18 protein-coding genes and 1 pseudogene are annotated in these 18,443 nt (G+C 52.1%); 9 read left to right on the top strand and 10 right to left on the bottom strand.

Features of this window, described 5'->3' with window-relative positions; all coding sequences use genetic code 11:
* The first annotated feature begins 125 nt into the window (after nt 1–125).
* The 4 genes from B2T33_RS05260 to B2T33_RS05275 all read left to right on the top strand — a co-directional run bounded on the left by B2T33_RS05260 (nt 126) and on the right by B2T33_RS05275 (nt 6,695).
* A complete protein-coding gene (locus tag B2T33_RS05260; protein WP_063086238.1) occupies nt 126–1,607 on the top strand; it encodes an aldehyde dehydrogenase family protein in 1,482 nt (493 codons plus the stop codon).
* An 88-nt stretch (nt 1,608–1,695) separates the two neighbouring features.
* Nucleotides 1,696–2,679: a TAXI family TRAP transporter solute-binding subunit gene (locus B2T33_RS05265; protein ID WP_063086240.1), complete on the top strand. Its 984-nt coding sequence runs from the start codon at nt 1,696–1,698 to the stop codon at nt 2,677–2,679.
* Nucleotides 2,676–4,598 carry a TRAP transporter permease gene (locus B2T33_RS05270; protein WP_063086242.1) on the top strand — a complete coding sequence of 641 codons (1,923 nt, stop codon included), beginning with the start codon at nt 2,676–2,678 and terminating at the stop codon, nt 4,596–4,598. Before B2T33_RS05265 ends, B2T33_RS05270 begins: the two co-directional genes overlap by 4 nt.
* Before the next feature lie 426 nt (nt 4,599–5,024).
* Nucleotides 5,025–6,695 carry a methyl-accepting chemotaxis protein gene (locus B2T33_RS05275; protein ID WP_063086832.1) on the top strand — a complete coding sequence of 557 codons (1,671 nt, stop codon included), beginning with the start codon at nt 5,025–5,027 and terminating at the stop codon, nt 6,693–6,695.
* An 83-nt stretch (nt 6,696–6,778) separates the two neighbouring features.
* Here B2T33_RS05275 and B2T33_RS05280 read toward each other — a convergent pair whose 3' ends face one another.
* Nucleotides 6,779–7,114 carry a TRAP transporter small permease subunit gene (locus tag B2T33_RS05280; RefSeq protein WP_083952712.1) on the bottom strand — a complete coding sequence of 112 codons (336 nt, stop codon included), beginning with the start codon at nt 7,112–7,114 and terminating at the stop codon, nt 6,779–6,781.
* 649 nt (nt 7,115–7,763) lie between these two features.
* On the opposite strand from B2T33_RS05280, the gene B2T33_RS05285 reads away from it, so the two are divergent.
* Nucleotides 7,764–8,264, top strand: coding sequence for a helix-turn-helix domain-containing protein (locus B2T33_RS05285; protein ID WP_223304932.1), 501 nt, complete (start codon nt 7,764–7,766; stop codon nt 8,262–8,264).
* Between the two features lie 367 nt (nt 8,265–8,631).
* Here B2T33_RS05285 and B2T33_RS05290 read toward each other — a convergent pair.
* From B2T33_RS05290 to B2T33_RS05305, 4 genes and pseudogenes are all read right to left on the bottom strand, one after another.
* Nucleotides 8,632–9,477 (bottom strand): annotated as a pseudogene (locus B2T33_RS05290) (YifB family Mg chelatase-like AAA ATPase); the annotation flags it as partial.
* 100 nt (nt 9,478–9,577) lie between these two features.
* Nucleotides 9,578–9,985 carry a VOC family protein gene (locus tag B2T33_RS05295; RefSeq protein WP_286791310.1) on the bottom strand — a complete coding sequence of 136 codons (408 nt, stop codon included), beginning with the start codon at nt 9,983–9,985 and terminating at the stop codon, nt 9,578–9,580.
* Between the two features lie 38 nt (nt 9,986–10,023).
* Nucleotides 10,024–10,461: a YybH family protein gene (locus B2T33_RS05300; RefSeq protein WP_197146341.1), complete on the bottom strand. Its 438-nt coding sequence runs from the start codon at nt 10,459–10,461 to the stop codon at nt 10,024–10,026.
* A 59-nt stretch (nt 10,462–10,520) separates the two neighbouring features.
* Nucleotides 10,521–10,994 carry a VOC family protein gene (locus B2T33_RS05305; protein WP_197146340.1) on the bottom strand — a complete coding sequence of 158 codons (474 nt, stop codon included), beginning with the start codon at nt 10,992–10,994 and terminating at the stop codon, nt 10,521–10,523.
* A gap of 119 nt (nt 10,995–11,113) precedes the next feature.
* On the opposite strand from B2T33_RS05305, the gene B2T33_RS05310 reads away from it, so the two are divergent.
* Entirely contained in the window at nt 11,114–11,593 is a 480-nt protein-coding gene (locus B2T33_RS05310) for a MarR family winged helix-turn-helix transcriptional regulator (protein ID WP_197146339.1), read from the top strand.
* Between the two features lie 27 nt (nt 11,594–11,620).
* Here the strand turns inward: B2T33_RS05310 and B2T33_RS05315 are convergent, their stop codons facing one another.
* From B2T33_RS05315 to B2T33_RS05330, 4 genes are all read right to left on the bottom strand, one after another.
* Entirely contained in the window at nt 11,621–12,103 is a 483-nt protein-coding gene (locus tag B2T33_RS05315; protein ID WP_197146338.1) for a GNAT family N-acetyltransferase, read from the bottom strand.
* A 120-nt stretch (nt 12,104–12,223) separates the two neighbouring features.
* Nucleotides 12,224–12,460 (bottom strand): hypothetical protein, encoded by a 237-nt coding sequence (locus tag B2T33_RS05320; protein WP_064787945.1) that lies wholly within the window; start codon nt 12,458–12,460, stop codon nt 12,224–12,226.
* 82 nt (nt 12,461–12,542) lie between these two features.
* Nucleotides 12,543–13,172, bottom strand: a complete 630-nt coding sequence (locus B2T33_RS05325) for a glutathione S-transferase N-terminal domain-containing protein (protein WP_168173389.1) — start codon at nt 13,170–13,172, stop codon at nt 12,543–12,545.
* A 50-nt stretch (nt 13,173–13,222) separates the two neighbouring features.
* Entirely contained in the window at nt 13,223–14,680 is a 1,458-nt protein-coding gene (locus tag B2T33_RS05330; RefSeq protein WP_197146337.1) for an alkaline phosphatase D family protein, read from the bottom strand.
* Nucleotides 14,681–14,879: 199 nt separating this feature from the next.
* Between B2T33_RS05330 and B2T33_RS05335 the strand changes: the two genes are divergently transcribed.
* Nucleotides 14,880–15,179: a cupin domain-containing protein gene (locus B2T33_RS05335; RefSeq protein ID WP_008888786.1), complete on the top strand. Its 300-nt coding sequence runs from the start codon at nt 14,880–14,882 to the stop codon at nt 15,177–15,179.
* 92 nt (nt 15,180–15,271) lie between these two features.
* On the opposite strand, the gene gshB is transcribed toward B2T33_RS05335, so the two are convergent.
* Entirely contained in the window at nt 15,272–16,216 is a 945-nt protein-coding gene (gshB, locus tag B2T33_RS05340) for a glutathione synthase (RefSeq protein ID WP_120223864.1), read from the bottom strand.
* Between the two features lie 234 nt (nt 16,217–16,450).
* Here gshB and B2T33_RS05345 point away from each other — a divergent pair, with 234 nt between their 5' ends.
* Nucleotides 16,451–17,149, top strand: coding sequence for a LolA family protein (locus B2T33_RS05345; protein WP_197146336.1), 699 nt, complete (start codon nt 16,451–16,453; stop codon nt 17,147–17,149).
* Nucleotides 17,150–17,661: 512 nt separating this feature from the next.
* Nucleotides 17,662–18,339, top strand: a complete 678-nt coding sequence (locus B2T33_RS05350) for an EI24 domain-containing protein (RefSeq protein ID WP_008888783.1) — start codon at nt 17,662–17,664, stop codon at nt 18,337–18,339.
* The last annotated feature ends 104 nt before the right edge of the window (nt 18,340–18,443 follow it).

Consider the following 18,443-nt stretch of genomic DNA (forward strand, 5'->3'; position numbering starts at 1 on the left):
AATTTTATGGTTGACTGATCTCCTTTGCTGCCATTTAATTTAGATATCTTATAAAAAAGACCAGAGAGACCTTTCCGTGATTACAAAAAATAATAAACACGGAAATTCCCGGGAGGAAAAATCACATGAAGCAGGTAGTCGCCGCTTCTGCAGCCCTGGGCACATTGCCCAACAAACTCCCCCAAGGGGTTTATTATGGTGGAGCTTGGCATAGAAGTTCTAGCCAGCAGATACCGGTTTATTCCCCATCGACCGGACAAGAAGTTGCCAAAGTTGACAGTGCCGGCGAGGAAGAACTTGAAGCCGCTGTAAAAGCTGCAACTGCAGGTCAGAAAATTTGGGCGAAGACGATCCCTTTGGAACGGTCGCGTGTTATGCGCGAAGCTGCAAGCAAGATCAAGGAGCACAAGGAAGAACTCGCGCGACTTGACGCTCTCGACAGCGGTAACTCGTTGCGGGGGATGCTGTTTGACGTGGATATCGCAGTTACCTTGATGGAATTCTTTGCGGGCTTGGCCACGGAGATTAAAGGTGAGACCGTCCCGGTTGGGGCGGGGAAAGTGAACTATGTTGTGCGAGAGCCTGTTGGTGTCGTGGCACGCATCGTCCCATTTAATCACCCGCTGATGTTCGCCTGCGCAAAGCTTGCGCCGCCAATCATGGCTGGCAACAGTGTGATCATCAAACCATCGGAAGAAACACCGCTTTCAAGCCTAAAGGTTGCCGAACTTATTGGCGGACTTTTCCCACCAGGCGTTTTGAATGTGCTGAATGGCGGCCCTGATCTGGGGGCAGGACTTTCAACCCATCCCGGTATCGCCAGCGTCAGCGTTGTCGGCAGTGCCGCAACCGGGCGTGCCGTCATGCGTCAGGCTGCCGATACACTTAAACATGTGTCATTGGAACTGGGCGGAAAGAACGCACTTGTCATGTTCCCGGATGCGGATGTTGAAAAGGCTGTTCAAAGCGCGGTCAAGGGCATGAACCTGCCATGGACAGCAGGACAGTCTTGTGGCTCGACCAGTCGGGTATTCGTCCATGAAAGCCTATATGATCCCGTCGTTGATCAGTTGGCCGCCGCATTTGATGCAGTAAAGCCGGGCGATCCACTCTCACCTAGTACCGAAATGGGCTGTCTCTCGACGCGCGGTCAGTATGACAAGGTCCGCGGTTACATAGAAATAGCGCAGAATGAAGGTGCCAGGATGGTGGCGGGCGGCGATGTACCCGAAGAGCTGTCTCATGGCTTCTTTGTTCGACCGACTGTATTTGCTGACGTCACCCCCGATATGCGCATTGCGCAAGAAGAAGTGTTCGGACCGGTGCTGAGCGTCCTCAAATGGAGTGACTATGACTCCCTGATCGAAGCGGTAAATGGGGTTGATTACGGGCTCACTGCCTCGGTTTGGACGCGCGATATCTCACAAGCTATGCGTGCAGTTGATGACATTTGCGCCGGGTATGTCTGGGTCAACAATTCCAGCGACCATTTCCTTGGCACACCGTATGGCGGGATGAAGCAATCCGGCATCGGACGCGAAGAATGCTTGGGCGAGATGCTGTCTTACACCGAGCAAAAGAACGTCAATATCACTTTCGAGGCCTGATGCCGTTCCAGTGGGACCTTTGACGGTCGGCATCCAATAAAAATAACAGAAATTATAAATTGAGATCTTACCCATTAGGGAGGAAAGAATGAGGCTTTTGACTCTTGCCGCGGCTATTGGACTGGCCTTCGGCGTTAACACTGCACAGGCTGAACCGGTAAACCTGACGCTCTCAGGTGGCAATCCGGGTGGCTTGTGGTCCCTTCTCGGCGCAGGTATCGACCGTGCCGTAAAACAATCAGACCCAAATTCCGTTGTAACATATCAGGCAACTGGTGGTGGATTTGCAAATATTGGTTTGCTGGGAGCAAACCGGACGGATACGGGATTAGTTCACAACGCTGAAGTGAAGATTGCTCTGGCAGGTGAAGAACCCTTCAAGGCTCCTGTAAACAACATGCGTGCAATTGGTTACATGTATAATTGGGCGCCGATGCATTTCTTCTTGGCGAAGTCGATTGCCGACGAATACAACATCGATAGCCTCGACGATCTTGCAACAGCAAAAGCACCGGTGCGTATTGGTGTAAACCGTTCGGGTAACATTACGTCCAACGTAGCGTTGTTCATGCTCGAACAAGCTGGGTTAACCACGGAAGCTGTTGAGGCAAATGGTGGACGCATTGTTCAGGCCGGGGCAAACGACCAGGCAGAACTGCTGAAGGATGGTCGTATCGACATTGTTACCAATGGTGTCTTTGTTCTTCATTCCTCATTCCGCGCAATTGACGAAAACAATGAAGTCATTGTCCTCGACATTCCCCAGAATGTAATTGATGCCACGAATGCCCGTTTCGGAACTCAAACTTATACAATCCCCGGAGGAAGTTATTCCAATCAGCCAAATGATGTCGAAACGTCGGCCCTTGGTGCTCTTCTGGTGGCGACGGATCAGATGGAGGAAGAAACTGCATATGACCTTACCAAGGCTTTGATTGCAAATGTTGACGAGATCAAGGCGGTTCACGGTTCTATGAAGGCGCTGACCCCGGAGCTTATGGCTGATCAGGATGTTCTGCCGTTCCATCCCGGTGCAGAACGGGCATATCGCGAGGCAGGACTTCTCAAATGATGAAGTCACTTGTAAACACAGGCCGCAAACGTACGTTTGCGGCCCTACCCCACAAAGTTCTGATCAGCTTGGCGGCGCTATTTGCGATCGGGGTTATTTACGGCAACCTCTTCGTTATCTCGGACCCGCTTATAATTGGCATTCTGTTTCTTAGCGCCTTGTTCTCGATGCTCTTCTTGGTGGTCGGTGCAACAACTAATGCACGGGACAAACCGACCATTATTGATTGGGTGTTAAGTGTACTGAGCCTCGCTACCGGAGTGTTTTTCCTTGTGAATGCAAGTGTGATTTCAAGCCGGATTACTTTGCTTGAAGAGCTTACACCTGCTCAACTTTTCTTCGGGTCGTCACTTCTATTCTTGTCACTTGAAGCGACGCGTCGCACGACGGGTGCAGGTCTTACGATCGTTGTTCTCGGTTTTATGGCCTACAACCTGTTCGGTCACTTGCTACCCCCGCCCTTTGGGCACGGAGTGATCGAATACACCTACCTGCTGGATGCGCTAATCTTTACAACGGACGGTGTCTTTGGTGTCCCGATCCAGGTTGTCGCTAGCTATGTTTTCCTATTTGTTCTGTTCGGGACGTTGCTGTCATTTGCTGGCGGAGGGGACTTCTTCTTTAACCTTGCTGCCTCGCTGACTGGAAAGAGCCCCGGTGGTCCAGCAAAGGTCGCTGTTATCTCATCAGGCATGTATGGAACGATTTCAGGCAGTCCCGTATCTGATGTCGTCGCGACGGGCTCGATAACGATCCCAATCATGAAGCGCCTTGGCTATTCATCGCGTTTCGCCGGCGCAGTTGAAGTTGCTGCATCCACAGGTGGCAGCGCCATGCCGCCTATCATGGGCTCAGCCGCGTTCATTCTTGCTGAGTACACAGGGTTTGCGTATCGCGAAGTCGTCTACGCCGCGATTATTCCAGCGATCCTTTACTATCTTGGCGTTTTCTCGCAGGTTCACTTGCGCGCGGTCAAACGCGATCTGCGCTCCTATCCAGATGATGTCCCTACGCTTAAGGCAACCCTCATTAATGGCTGGATGTTTATTGTCCCGATCGCGGTGATCATACTCGCACTGTCGCTTGGTTATTCGCCAACCATGACGGCAGGCTTGGGAGCTGCTTCTGTCGTCATTGCAGCGGCTTGCTCTGCGCGAACCCGCATGAGCGTTTGGCGTGTAGTTGAAGGCCTTGGTGAAACCACACTGCGCATCCTCCCCGTTGCTGGCGCGTGCGCGGCTGCGGGACTTGTAATCGGAGGTCTGTCTATGACGGGCCTTGGCATGAAAGCGGCAAACGTGATCATGACAATCAGTGGTGCGGATCCGGTTATCACCTTGATGATTTCCGCTGTGGTGACCATCATTCTCGGTTTAGGGATGCCAACACCAAGTGCTTACATTCTTGCAGCAGTTCTCGTTGGGCCAGCACTTTCAAAGTTGGGATATCCGCTTCTTGAGTCTCATATGTTCTTGCTTTACTACGCGATCCTGTCGGCCTTGACGCCACCGATTGCGGTTGCGGCGCTGGCGGCAGCGGCCATTGCAGAAGAGGATCCATTCAAGATTGCGTTTGATGCAGTCAAACTTGCCGCAGTCGGCTTTCTGCTGCCATTCGTCTTTATTTGGAATCCTGCTATCATCGGTTCCGGTTCATCCATTGAGATTGGGCTTGCCGTGATCGGCGGTGTTATCGGAACGATTTCACTGGCGGCTGCAATAGAGGGCTATATGAATGGCACTCTGTCGCGGCTAATGAGAAGCCTGTTCATTTGCGTCGCTGTTGGCAGTGTCGCGCCGTACATGCTCGTATCTTTGGGTGCGATTGTTGTGGGCAGTGCACTACTTGCACGAAACTACTTCTCAACGTCACCCTCCTCAGCGAAAGAGGCGAAGGATCAAAAAGTTCCTGGAGCTTGATGCGTTCCAGTTGTGCAAGGGAGGTGTGCGCATATGCTTCATGCCTCCCTTTTTTTCGCGATGTCATAGGGCTGTTTGATATTGCATTTTCCCGAGATTGGACTTTTTACCGGCAGCTTTATGCTGCGGAGCTCATGGTCACTGCATTTTACCGATCCCGTTTCGTCTATAGTTATCCCAGTGCTGCATCCCGACCGTCGATTAGGGTAAGCGTCGCGGTTAGTTTTGTGCGTAGCGGATTACTCGCGTGCGCATGTCTATTTCCAGCCTCAGGAGATGTTTATCCTGGCTGACGCGACTTCATTTACTGAAATAAAATGGCATAATATCTTCGATCTCTAATTATAAAAGGGCCAATGACACATCTGGCTTAGAATAACAATTGGAAGCAGCAGCCAGCGAATGCTGGCCGTTCGGAGGAAAGCGATGACTAATCTAATGCGTAACTTAAAAATCTCGACAAAAGTTTTCGGAGGCTTTGCGCTCATCCTGTTGCTTCTGGCAACCGTTGCCGTGTTAGGCGTCGTTTCCATGAGTAGTGTGGGGACAGACTTTACGCGTTACAGAGAAGTTGTTCTCCAATCAAATCAAGCGGTCCGTGTGCAGGAGAAGCTGTTGGAGGCACGGGTGGCAGTTAAAGATTATCTATTAAGCAATAGCCCTGAAGATGCCCAAATAGTACTTGATATGCTCGACACGACTAAGCTGTTGAATCAAGAACTAGGGTCTTTACTGTCCGAAGGAAACCGAAAAGAGGCCTCGAGAGTAGTTTCAGATAACTTGACAGCATATTCTGAATCTTTTGAAGAAATCGTTTCGCTCTCGGTTTTTGATCCAGTACGTGGCGATTTGGTTTCCAATGAGTTAGAGCGTATCGGGCCGATTGTTGCCAGTGAGTTAGAAGACCTCAAGCTTGACGTAAAAGCAGAGCAAGATGAGATCGGCCCGCGCGCTGCTGCTGCATCTAAAAGATCTGTTTTGATCAGCGAGATACTAGCGGGTGCTGCAATCATCATTGGTGTAATTTTCGCGTGGTTAATTGGGAGGGGCATCTCTCAACCTATCGTGCAAATTACTGAAGTGATGAAAAAGTTAGCTGCGGGGGACAAAGAAGCAAATGTTCCAGGTGAGCATCGTGGAGATGAAATTGGAGAAATGTCTCAAGCAGTATTGGTGTTCAAAGAAAACATGATTCGTGCTGATCAGCTTGCCACGAAAGAAGCTGAAGCGCTAAAATTAAGAGAAAAACGAGCCGAGAAGATAAGCGAACTTACCGCCGAGTTTGACAGTGAAATGGCTTTTGTGCTCAAAGCCCTCGTAACTGCGGCCAAGGAAATGCAATCGACTGCGACTGGAATGACCAATACTGCAGAAGAGACAAGTCGGCAAGCTGGGATAGTTGCGACAGCGGCCGAACAGGCCTCGACTAACGTTCAAACAGTAGCGAGTGCAACTGAAGAGTTAAGCGCTTCGATTAGCGAAATAAATCAACAGGTGGGGCAGTCATCCACGGTTGCAGCTCGAGCCGTTGTAAATGCGGAAGAAACGAATGTCCGGGTACGTGGGTTGGCGGATGCAGCGCAAAAGATTGGTGACGTTGTTGGACTGATTAGCGATATTGCCGAGAAAACTAACCTTCTTGCTCTAAATGCGACGATTGAGGCTGCTCGTGCTGGTGACGCGGGTAAGGGTTTCGCTGTGGTGGCTGCAGAAGTCAAGAATTTGGCGACAGCGACATCAAAAGCAACTGATGAGATTACTGCGCAGGTTTCAAATATCCAAAGTGAGACTGATGGTGCGGTTGAGGCAATCGCTGCAATCTCTTCCACTATCTCGGAGATTAGTGAAGTTTCGGCAGCAATTGCAAGCGCTGTTGAGCAACAGGGAGCTGCTACACTCGAGATCACTCGCAACGTCCAAGAAGCCGCTGGGGGTACCACCGAAGTCACTAGTAGTATTATTAGTGTGAATGAAGCTGCGGTTTCGACAGGTGGAGCAGCTGAACAAGTATTAGATGCTTCGGGCAGTTTATTACATGAAACAGACAAATTGCGTGAGAAAGTGCAAGCATTCCTGAGTTCTGTTCGAGCAGTCTAACTGTCAAACATCCTTTCGAAGTGTCAGGGCCGAGATAAAAGTTATTTGAGTGATATCCGTTGCTTGTGATTCATTTGTCTTTGTCATGGAAATGGCGGGGTGAGCGCCCTCGACTTACCTTCAATCAGTTCAGTGCGCAGTGCTGTCAGTAATGATAAAATCAGTCTCCGGATCATGCTGTAAGAGGCGGGGATAACTGACCGCGCCCAAGGGGGCAGGAAGAGTTTTCCTCCATAATAGATTAGCGCAATGGCAAATATAATCCCGAGGGCCATGGCAATCGCATGTAACGCCGGAACGTATTTTTCCGGGACAAAAGCATCAAGGAAATCGACCGAAATATGACTTCCGAGCCGGATGCCGATACTGATACCCACGAAGCTCACGACAATGATTGCATAGCCAACAATTGTTTCAATCTAGAGACGGAGCATTATACCGGTTATGAATGATACCCGATGTTCAACCTGATTTTCTTTTTTGTTTCATGATGAGAGTGACTGCATGTCAGTCTGATTTCAAAGGTGTTGTTTTGAGCACGCTTAATGGGCGATTTATTGATTGTACAGACCTCATACCTGGGGTGTTTTGTGATCGGGGATTTATTGACAATACCGTCAATAAATCACACATTGGTTCAGCTGATACCGAGTTGGTTCTATCTAAAGCAATCACCTCTCAATTAGAGAAGCCGCCTTTGATCCAGACTAACCACCTGGTAGGCGGCTTCTTGCGTTTTAGAAAGGTCAGCGCGCCAACGGATTTTCTGCAGTAGCCTATCTAATTGTCAGCAGATAACCGAGACGAAAAGCTTTGCAATCCTCCACGCAAAACGTCCGATAGTTTCTCCCACACCCCGTTTGAGGAAGGATGATTGAGAGCTCCATTCTCAGAAAATTTGAAAGGCAGCACAATGTAGATAAGCTGATTGCGCTTTAATAGTGCAGAAGAGAGCTGATCACTTACATTTCTTCACTATCAAAATGCTCAAACATGAATAGCAACAGCTCCCGAATTTGCATTATTTAGAATATTATTCTCTCAATGCGTCCGCGGAATCAGACAAGCATGCCTTCTAAACAGCCAGACGATAATCGCCGTCGCAAACCAATGCGTAACGGACGGCGAAAAACAAAAACAGTAGGACCTCACCCAATTGATCTTCATGTCGGTAGAAGATTGCGCGAGCTCCGCATGCTTAACGGTTTCGGGCAGACAGAAATTGCTAAACTTTTGGGTATTACTTTCCAGCAGGTTCAAAAGTATGAGCGGGGAACCAATCGAGTAAGTGCATCAAGGCTATATGATATTGCCCAAGCACTCAAAGTTCCGGTCAGTTATTTCTACGATGACATACCACGCGATCTTACTGACAAGTCTATTGCTCAACGCAACAAGATTGTTACTCAACTCTTCGTTTCTCGTGAGGACCCTATGCAGCGGCGAGAAACTTTAGAACTTGTACGCAGTTATTACGGTGTTGAGGATGATGTGTTGCGTGAACGGATATTTGAACTGATAAAATCGATCTCGAAATACAACAGCAGCAAAACAGACAGGGGTATCTGAATAGCTAGCCGATACGACGGAGTTCTCAACGGATCAAAGCGATCCCGAAAACTCCGTTTGATACGATCACTAGGGCGTCCGCATCGGATAAATCAAGTTAAATAAAAAAAGCGGCGCAACCTAAGTCACCCGCTCCAATTCTCTTGCTGCAGGGTTTTCTCGCTAGCACGAGGGAACTGATCCCGCAACTCACACTATGACTAATATAAAAATTATATGGTGCTGTTCAATTAAATTCGTATGTGAAACTGAATACTGTCTTCACAACGAAAATTTGAGATTCACCCGTACCATTTTGGCATTCTCATATTTTCCGACACAAGTTCTCATATTTAATTTTACAGTCTCATATTTTGTGTTCATTTACACCGCCACCGACAAGAGCGGGCATGGAGGCAGAGTGATGGGGCTGGCGGAACGGTCGGGTTCGGATCAGGCCACCTTCGGGTAACATTCCGGATACGGAATGGATGACCGTGGTTTCCAGTGCCTGTCTGGCATCAAGATCGGGCAAAATGCCCGGCAAGCGGGCCGCCAGCATCGATTTTCCCGATCCCGGCGGACCGGACATCAAAAGGTTATGGCCGCCTGCCGCTGCGATCTCAAGCGCGCGTTTGGCACTTTCCTGACCCTTGATATCGCGCAGATCGCCATGGAAATCATTGATCTCGTCTGCATCACGCCGGATCGGGCGGGGAAGAATTTGCGTGCCTTTGAAATGATTGATCAGGGCCACAAGGCTTATGGGTGCCAGGATCTCAAGATCACCGGCCCAAAGGGCCTCTGCCCCATTGGCGTTCGGACAAATGATGCCGCATTCCTGCATCCCGGCTTCCATGGCGGCGGGCAACACCCCGCCAACCTTGGTAATGCTGCCATCAAGCCCCAACTCCCCCAGCACCAGAAACCGTTCGATATCGTCATGGCCGATGACATCCATCTCGGCCAGAATACCGAGTGCAATCGGCAGATCGAAATGCGATCCTTCCTTCAGCAAGTCGGCCGGTGCCAGATTGATGGTGATGCGTTTGGGCGGCAGGGCCAATCCCATGGCCGAAAGCGCGGATCGCACCCGTTCACGGGCCTCAGACACCGCCTTGTCGGGCAGGCCAACGACAGTAAAGGCCGGAAGGCCACTTGCCATTTGCACCTGAACATCAACAGGGATCGTTTCAATCCCGGCAAAGGCAACTGTGGTAACCCGCGCTGTCAATTTGCCTGACCCCCATAACCCCAAGTTGCATCACTTTGACGGGAAACGGGGATCAAGGCAACATATCGTTCAAGCACAAGGTGTTGGCAGATCTCGATGCCTATGCCGGTTCCATGTCGGTATTGACCATCCAGGGCGTGCCGAACTTGTCCGTCACCAGACCAAAGCCCTTTGACCAAAACGTTTCTTCGAACGGCATAATGACTGTACCACCCACCGCAAGCCCGTCGAAATACGCACGCGCCGTTTCGACCGTCGGGGCATGAATGGAAATGTTCATGCCTTTCATCGCCTCGAAATGTTCGGATGGGCTGTCAGACGCCATGATGTTCCAGCCATCCCCGACCAAGCAGGCATGGGCCATTTTGTCGGCCATGGCGGGCATTTCTTCGGCCATCGGGGTTTCGCCATAGGACATGGTGATAAGCTCACCCCCCAGAACAGACTGATAAAACTCCATTGCCGGGCGGCAATTACCATCAAAATTCAAATAGCTGATCACTTTCATCGGGGCTTCCTTTGTAAGATTGCGTTGATGGGCACGGCTTATGGCTCAAGCCCGAACTGGGCCTGACAATTTTCAAAATCAAACGGCACGGAAAAATGCTCGTGCGCGATGCGCCATTGGCCGTCGCGCTTTTCAAGCTGAGTGCTTGAGCGCATCCAGCTTGAATGTTCGGTACCATCCGGATCGCGCATGCCACAGCGGATCAGGAAATGCGCAACACCAAGATGGCCTGAGACGCGAATGGTTGGTGTCTGCATCTCAACAATCATTTCGGCTTCCTTGGGCAGGCATTTTTCCCAATGGGCACGGTAATCGACGGCACCATTGAATTGCAGCGGTCCAACCGCGTCATAGGAACAGATATCGGGGTGATAAAGCGCCATGATCGCATCGATATCCTTGTTGCGATTGGCATTCGCCCAACGATCAAACAGATCGGCAATCTCCTGGTGATCCTTGGCTTGTTTTTCTGACATCAGACACATCCTTGCGTTGGTGGTACGAGGGGTTTGGCTTCATGAGTGCTCAGGCCCGATCAGCCGTCGGCGACGGCACGTTCAAGTGCCGCGATATCAATCTTTTGCATTGTCATCATTGCGGTTGCCGCGCGTGCGGCGATGGCCGGGTTCGGATCGCTCATCAGTTCAATCAGGCGGGTCGGGGTGATTTGCCAGAAAACGCCAAACCGGTCTTTCACCCAGCCGCAATCGCGTGGCTCCCCGCCGTCGGACAGGCAATCCCAGTAATAATCGACCTCTGCCTGATCCTTGCAGTCGACGACGAAGGAAACGGCTTCGGTAAATTTGAAGTCAGACGGAAAGTTAAGCGCGACAAACTGTTGACCGAAAAGTTCAAAGCGGATGGTCAGAATGCTGCCCTCCCGATCGGCGAAGGCAGAACTTCCGCGCATGGTTTCACCGACTTTGGCATCGGCAAACACCGAAACATAGAAATTCACGGCTTCTTCAGCGGTCTGATCAAACCATAAAAAAGGACTAATCTTCTGCATGGGGCATTCTCCTTGCCGGGCAGAACGGATTTAACGCGGTGACGATCAAAACGGGCGATTTATCAGAATTTTCTTGTTTTCCCATTTGACAAATACGTTGATATCAACATAATTTATCCATGTCAAAAAAAGATTTCAACCATAGCGATCAGATCGTCCCCTATGCCGATACCATAATGGTAAGGGACTCGTGCCTTTGCCTGCATGTCCGGCGTGCGGCACGCACCGTCGCAAGACGGTTTGATGACGCCTTTCGCCCCCTTGATCTGACAAGCGGACAATATTCGCTGTTGATGTCGTTAAACCGGCCATATCCGCCGCACATGAAAGATGTCGCCGACCTTCTGGCGATGGATCGCACCACCTTGACGGCCAATCTCAAACCGCTTGAACGGCGTGGACTGATTGAAATTACACCCGACCCCAAGGACAAGCGCGGCCGCCTGCTGGCTTTGACCAAGGACGGCTTACACCTTCTCAGTCGCGCCTTCCCGATCTGGCAGGAAACCCAACAACAGCTGGAAAATCAGGTCGCCGACACTGATCCAAAGCAGCTTCTGGCAGCGTTAATCAACCTGTCTCAGGAACCCGGCAACTAAGCCCGGCTTTGGCAAAGCCACGCGGGATCAGCCGATCTCAAGCCGGAATTTTTGAAAGCAGGCCCCGTCATGGGAAACCGTTCCTTCAAACACGGCACCAAGGCGCCTTAGCACCCCAAGCTTGGTGCGGGTCGGCGGCAACAGGAAGGTCAGCGACGAAATACGCGGATCGGATCGGGCAAACGCGAGCGCCTTGTGCGTGATCGCCATGCCAAGACCGAAGCATTCCGGGCGCAGCACCAGCCCATAATCCCAGTCATCGCCCTCTTTCTGGAACCCGCCCCAGCCGACATAGGTGCCATCATAAAAGATCGCCCAATGCCCCAGGCCATCGCGTTGCCAATAGGCTTTCTTAGCCACCATGAACCGGGCGACGTCATCCTGATCCCACGGACCGTTTAGTAACGGCATATGGTCCGCCATTCGCGGATCGGACATATGGGCAATCAGGGTTTCGGGCGCGATATCGTCAAGCGAACCAAACGAAATCGCATCGGATCGGGTTGTCATCAGGCAAGACCAAACTCAGGCAAAGAAAAAGGCGCAAGAACCATCGGTTCATAGCGCCCTTCATCGGCCACTTTGTCAATCAAGCCCACCGGCATCGGCCATCACATTTGCGATAGCGGCCTAGTCCGAGGATTCGTCATCCGTTTCGCGCGGCGGAAGGAATTCCTTGCGGCACGGCACGGCAACCTCATCAACCACGGTCCAGCCGAAATTACGGAACTTGCCGAAACTGGCCTTTTTCATGGTGATGCCGCTTTCCTTGTGCTTGCGCACTTCCTTGGGGTCTTCGCCCTCAATCCGTTCAGCGCGGACCCAGGCGCGTTCACGCATGGCTTTGGTAATGGTCGGTTCGGTCATCGGCTTTTCGCAATTCAATCTTCAAAAGGCGGCGATAGCATGTCTGGCGGCGTTTGTCGCAGGTAATCGAAGGATTTTCTGATCAATCACCGTCATGGGGCAGGTGGAAGGTGGTCTCGGTAAAGGATTCACGTTCTGACATGATCGCCATCCAGTCGCGCACCCGCACCGGGATATCAAACCGCCGGTCCGGCCAGCGGAAATCAATGTAATAAAGCGCAATCAGCACAGACCATGTACCAAGATGTGGCTCCTCGGTGCGAAGCGCCGGCAGGCCATCGAGGATCGCCTCGATGCCCGATGTAATCGCCTGCGCCTGTCGCTCCATTACGTCTTCGGAACGATCACCGTCTTCGCGTTGGGAGTCGGCATAAAGCCGGGCGGTTGCCGCCATCATGCCATCGGCCAAACCCTGCCATTTCAATGCACTGAGGCGGGCCGGGCCGCTTTCGGGGATCACACCCTTTGAAATGCCCTGGGATTTGGCAAGCTGATCAAGATAATCACAGATCACGGCCGATTCAAAAACCGCCATGCCGTCTTCAAGGATCAGGGTCGGCACTTTCGCAAGCGGGTTATGGGCACGCAGCGCCTCATCCGTCCACGGATCAATCAGGATCTCGCTGATCTGTTTTTCCAGACCCAACTCACGCAAGACAACGCGCACCTTGCGCGAAAAGGGTGAAGTCGGCGCGTAATAAAGCTGCATCATGATCCAAAGCCCCTTGCCATTGGCACATTTCCGTCGGCTACGCTTCGCGGTCAAACGCGCAAATCCGGCGTCCAGCCAATTCCTTCGAGATGCCATTTGGCATGCCAGTTGGTGTCTTTACGTAACAGTGTAAGGTAATTTCGCGCCGCACAATAGGTACCTTTGCGTTCCGGCAGCGGTTTTAACTCTGTCGGCCGACCCGGAAGCGGGTTCTCCCCGATCCATGCCAAAAGGCCTAAAACCCTGGCGAAGGTCGGGGGTGGTGCGGTGTGCGAAATGCCCGATGCCACCAGTTGATGGATGGTTTTACCCTTGGTTTCAAAGGTGCCCCGGGTTGCGACATGGATTTCCCCCGAAAGCAGGGTGATCTCATGGTCATGCTCGTTGGCGATTTCTTCGATCAGTTCAAGGAAACGGCACCATTCGCGCCGGTGCCAGCGGCTTTGCCACTGATCGCGCAGGTCATCCTCGTATTTCTGGGCACGGGGCGAAAGATGCAACACCATCTCGATCAATGACAATCGCGGCCCGATCACCGGCACGCTCGACATCAGGAGAATACGGTTGCCATCCGGCACGGTTTTGAGCATCTCGGGCAAATCGCGCCAGCCATGCGCCCCCATCACGTCATTTGGTGTCCGTTCGGATCGCAAATCGGGCGCAACAATACTGACCTCCGGAAAATCGGTGCGCCAGCCAAGGCTGATGCCCTCACGATCCCTGACCATATCGGGCAAATCATCGGGTGTGCAGCAAAGCTGCATCAGACAAAAGGCCTGTCTTGCGCAGTCAAACATGCCCTTGGCAACGGCACTGCCCTGAAACCACTTCTTGTGACTGCCCCAGCCATCAAAAATGTCATGGTCATCCCACATCATCAGCGACGGCACGCGCGCCAACATATGGCGGATCTGCGGTTGGCCATAAATCGCCAGATAATGATCAAGATAGAATTTCAAAACGGCGTCGCGCATGACATCGGAAAAGGCGGTCGCCAACCGTTCGCTTCGCCCGGCCTTGTCCCAGGCAATGATATCCTCGTCACATTCCCAGACGCCGTCAGCGTAAATCTGATCACCACCATGCAGCAAAAGCGAGAAGGGCTGCTTTGCGTGTTCTTTGCCCAAATCCGTCCAAAGCGCATTGCGGTCTTCAAGCGGCCGGTCCAGATCGCCGTCTTCCTGACCATTGCACGATACAAACCCGATGCGAAGATCACCCCCAAGATCGGTGCAAACCTCGTATGTTTTGTTTCCGAAACTATATGATGCGGACCGGTTTGACGGCAGTTCAAAATCAAACCGCCAATAGCTTCGGCCAAACAGGCTGGCAAGCTTTGACGGCGCAATGACATCACGGTCATTAGCCCGAAATTCCGGGATTTCTGCACCATCATCGGCGACCACAAGGGCGGCGATCTTTGCCGTCTTGGCATTAGCACCCCGGGCAAACAGGAACGGCCCATAAAGATCCTGATCGGTGATTTTTGTCGCCTCGGAGCTGGTCATGCGCTGTTACTACCTGCCAAAATGATGTGAACTTGACCCTTGAAACATACGTTTGATCGCCGCGTTAGTTCCAGCTTAGCGGAACCGGACGGCGACGGCATCGTCAAAGTCACACATCAGACCGACATAAAAAAGGCAAGCAGCATAAGGGACTTGTCGCTATCATCAACGGGTTAACCGCAAAAATTGGAGAAACCCAGTGACTGCACAGCGCCCCAAAGCCATTCCCACCGTCCAGGTCGATGACGATGCCGTCAAGGTGACCGAATGGCACTTCCCGCCCGGTTCTGAAACCGGTGATCATGTTCACGGCATGGATTATGTCGTTGTGCCAATGACGACCGGCACCCTGACCATTGTGAACGATGACGGCACAACGTTTCCGTCCGACATGACCGCCGGGAAATCCTATGCCCGCAAGACCGGCGTGTCCCATAACGTGATCAACAACAATGACTTTGCCATCACCTTTGTCGAGGTCGAGGTCAAGGCGCGCTGATCAAAGCCCGCCTCAAGCCCCACAAAATCACCCAACAAAAAGGGCAGGTGATGATCACCTGCCCGATTTCGTTTTAGCGATATGGGGATGGCCTAGCCAAGCCGCGTTTCAATCGCATCCCAGATCAGGCTTTCCAGTTTGGAGCCGTCAAAGCGGTTGATCTCCTGAAGACCGGTCGGCGAGGTGACGTTGATTTCCGTCATGTAATCGCCGATCACGTCAATCCCGACAAAGATCAGATCGCGCTTCTTAAGCTCCGGCCCGATGCGATCGCAAATCTCGCGTTCGCGCGGGGTCAGCATCGATTTCTCGGCCACACCGCCGACATGCATGTTCGAACGTGCCTCACCCTCGGCCGGAACGCGGTTGATCGCGCCCACCGGTTCGCCATCAACCAGAATGATGCGTTTGTCACCCTTGCGCACATCGGGCAAATAGGCCTGTACCATCAGCGGTTCACGCGACTGGGCGGCAAACAGTTCCAGCAGCGAATTCAGGTTCTCGTCACCGGGTTTGAGGTGGAATACACCCGCCCCGCCATTGCCAAACAGCGGCTTGACGATGATGTCCTTGAATTCTTCGCGGAATTCCTTGATGCGGGCTGCCGACCGCGTGATCAGGGTCGGCGGCATCAGATCAGGAAATTCGGTGACAAAGATCTTTTCCGGCGCATTGCGGACATGGCCCGGATGGTTGACCACAAAGGTTTCCGGGTGGATAGATTCAAGCAAATGGCTTGCGGTGATATAGTTCATGTCAAACGGCGGGTCCTGACGCATCAGGATCACATCGGTTTCGCGCGCCAGATCAATCACCCGTGCTTCGCCCAGATCATGGTGGTTGCCATGTTCGTAGCGCAACGTCATCGGGCGGACTTCCGCCTTGATCCGGCCCCGGTCATAGAACATGTCATCGGGATGATAGTGCAAAAGGTCATATCCCCGCGCCTGGGCTTCAAGGCCCATGACAAAGGTCGAATCCCCCTTGATATCGATGCTCTCGATCGGGTCCATCTGGATGGCGACGATACGGCTCATTAAACGTGTTCTCCTGCTTGCCGGTGGTCAAATGACCTGCAATTAAGGCTCAAAACGGCCAATTAAGGTCATTTGCGGGCATGGCTTGACCCGGCTGGCCTTCCCGGCCAAATGATGCGATATGTTACTCGCAGTGAGTGGTTACTATTTGGCACGATTTTTATCATCCGCCATTCACCTTCTGCAATCGCCATGATTGCGATCAACGAATTGTTACGAACACCGGTAAGACACATGACCCGTTTGACCCAAGAACCGAAGACTCGCTGGAAATTGTTTGGCAAGAAAGGCCGCGCCGTTCTTGCGGCAAGTGTCATTGCGTCCGCCATCGGTCTTGGTGCCGTCACCAGTCTGACCCTGTTGCCAAGCACAGCCCACGCGCAAGCAAGCGATCAGATCACGCCTGAGATGATCGAAAAAATCGAAAACTATCTGGCCGGGATCACGACGCTCAAGGCCGAGTTCGTTCAGATTTCATCGGATGGCGGTGCGGCCGAAGGCGATCTTTATATGGAACGCCCGGGCAAGATGCGGTTTGAATATAATCCGCCAGCCCAGATCCTGCTGGTCTCGACCGGTCATGATTTCATCTATTATGACAAGGAAATCAACGCACCGACCTATTTCGACATTGATGAAACCCCGGCCGGGATCATCCTGGCGGAAAACATCTCGCTGACCGACAAGGTCAAGATTGTCGATTATCGTCGCACGGCCGAAACTGTGCGCGTTGAGCTGGTGCGCAAATCCGATCCGGGTGCCGGAAGTGTAACCCTGGTGTTTACCGAAAAGCCGATGCAACTGCGTCAGTGGAGCGTCAAGGACCCGACCGGGGTCGAGACCACGGTCACCCTGTTCAATACCGAAGAGGGCATGCAGCTTGACCCGGAACTGTTCAAATTTGAACGCATCTGGCCAAATCAGCGCAACTAGCCCAAAAAAATTTCCCAGCCGATTTTGATGTCTTTGAACCGCCCGTAAACCGGTGCCGGATCAAGAATATTTTCTGATTCAACTGCTTGGCCAAGTGGTGAATGTAATTGTGATTTCGTAACGAAATCACCGCGGATTGGAATCAGCGAAAAGTTTCAAAATTTGTCGGCTTTTTCGGGCCCAAACCCATGGCATGGACGCCCTGTGCTTCCTATATGTGAGTCTGTCACAAGGTTCCCCTAAACGACGGGAACCCGGTGTGAGGAAAAGGTCTCCCCTACCTTTCCTCACGCTCCAGATTATCGGAGCGCTGGCGTCCGGTTCTCCCCCCTGGCCGGACGCCTTTTTTTTGCCTGATGCCTGCGATAGATGTCGCATTCTTGGGAAATCTGCAAAGCCACCCCCTGATTTCACAGGCTGTTAATTTTAATTGCCTACTAAACTGATGCATGATTCCCTTGCGGATATATTCCGCACACTCGACACATGACAGGACAGGACCGACATCTTCCATGATCAATGACTTTCTGAAATCCGTTGCGCAGTTTTCCGACCCGCGTTTTCGCAAAGTTGTGCTGATCGGTGTTGCCGGTGCGCTGGCAACCATTGTCGGGTTGTGGGTCCTGATCTGGTTCGGCCTGAATTCCATCACCTTCTTTACCGATGGTGGCTGGCTTGAAACCGCCGTGGACTGGCTTCTGGGCATCGGTCTGACCCTTCTTGTGCTGTTGCTGTTTCCCGCCGCCACGGTCCTGATCTCGAGCCTTCTGCTCGATCAGATTGCCGACGCGGTCGAAGACAAGCACTATCCGACCCTGCCCGATACCCGTCCGCAGCCGATTATTGATGCGCTGATCAGCGGTCTTAAATTCGCCCTGACGGCTTTGGCGCTTAACATTTTGATTTTGCCGCTTCTTCTGGCCGGCCCGCTCTATGTCATCGCGTTTTACGGGATGAATGGCTATCTTTTGTCGCGTGAATATTTTGAACTGGTTGCCGCACGCCGCTATGATGCGCGGACGGTTGAGGCCATTCGCAAAAGTCGCCAGAAAAAGCTTTGGATTGCCGGGGTCGGTTTGACCTTCCTGATGACCATTCCCTTGGTCAATCTGGTCGCACCGATCATCGCCACCGCCTTTATGGTCCACTATTCTGTGCGTCTTGGCACCTATGTGCCCGAGACTGCCTGACCGGTAACCGCAAGGCCGATACACCTAGACCAACACCGAAACTGCAACTCTAAGGATCTGGTCATCCCATGTTTGGAAAGAAAAAAGCCAACAAAACAGTCGAC

It is taken from the genome of Thalassospira sp. UBA4513, assembly GCF_002388495.1.
GTDB classification, from domain to species: domain Bacteria; phylum Pseudomonadota; class Alphaproteobacteria; order Rhodospirillales; family Thalassospiraceae; genus Thalassospira; species Thalassospira tepidiphila.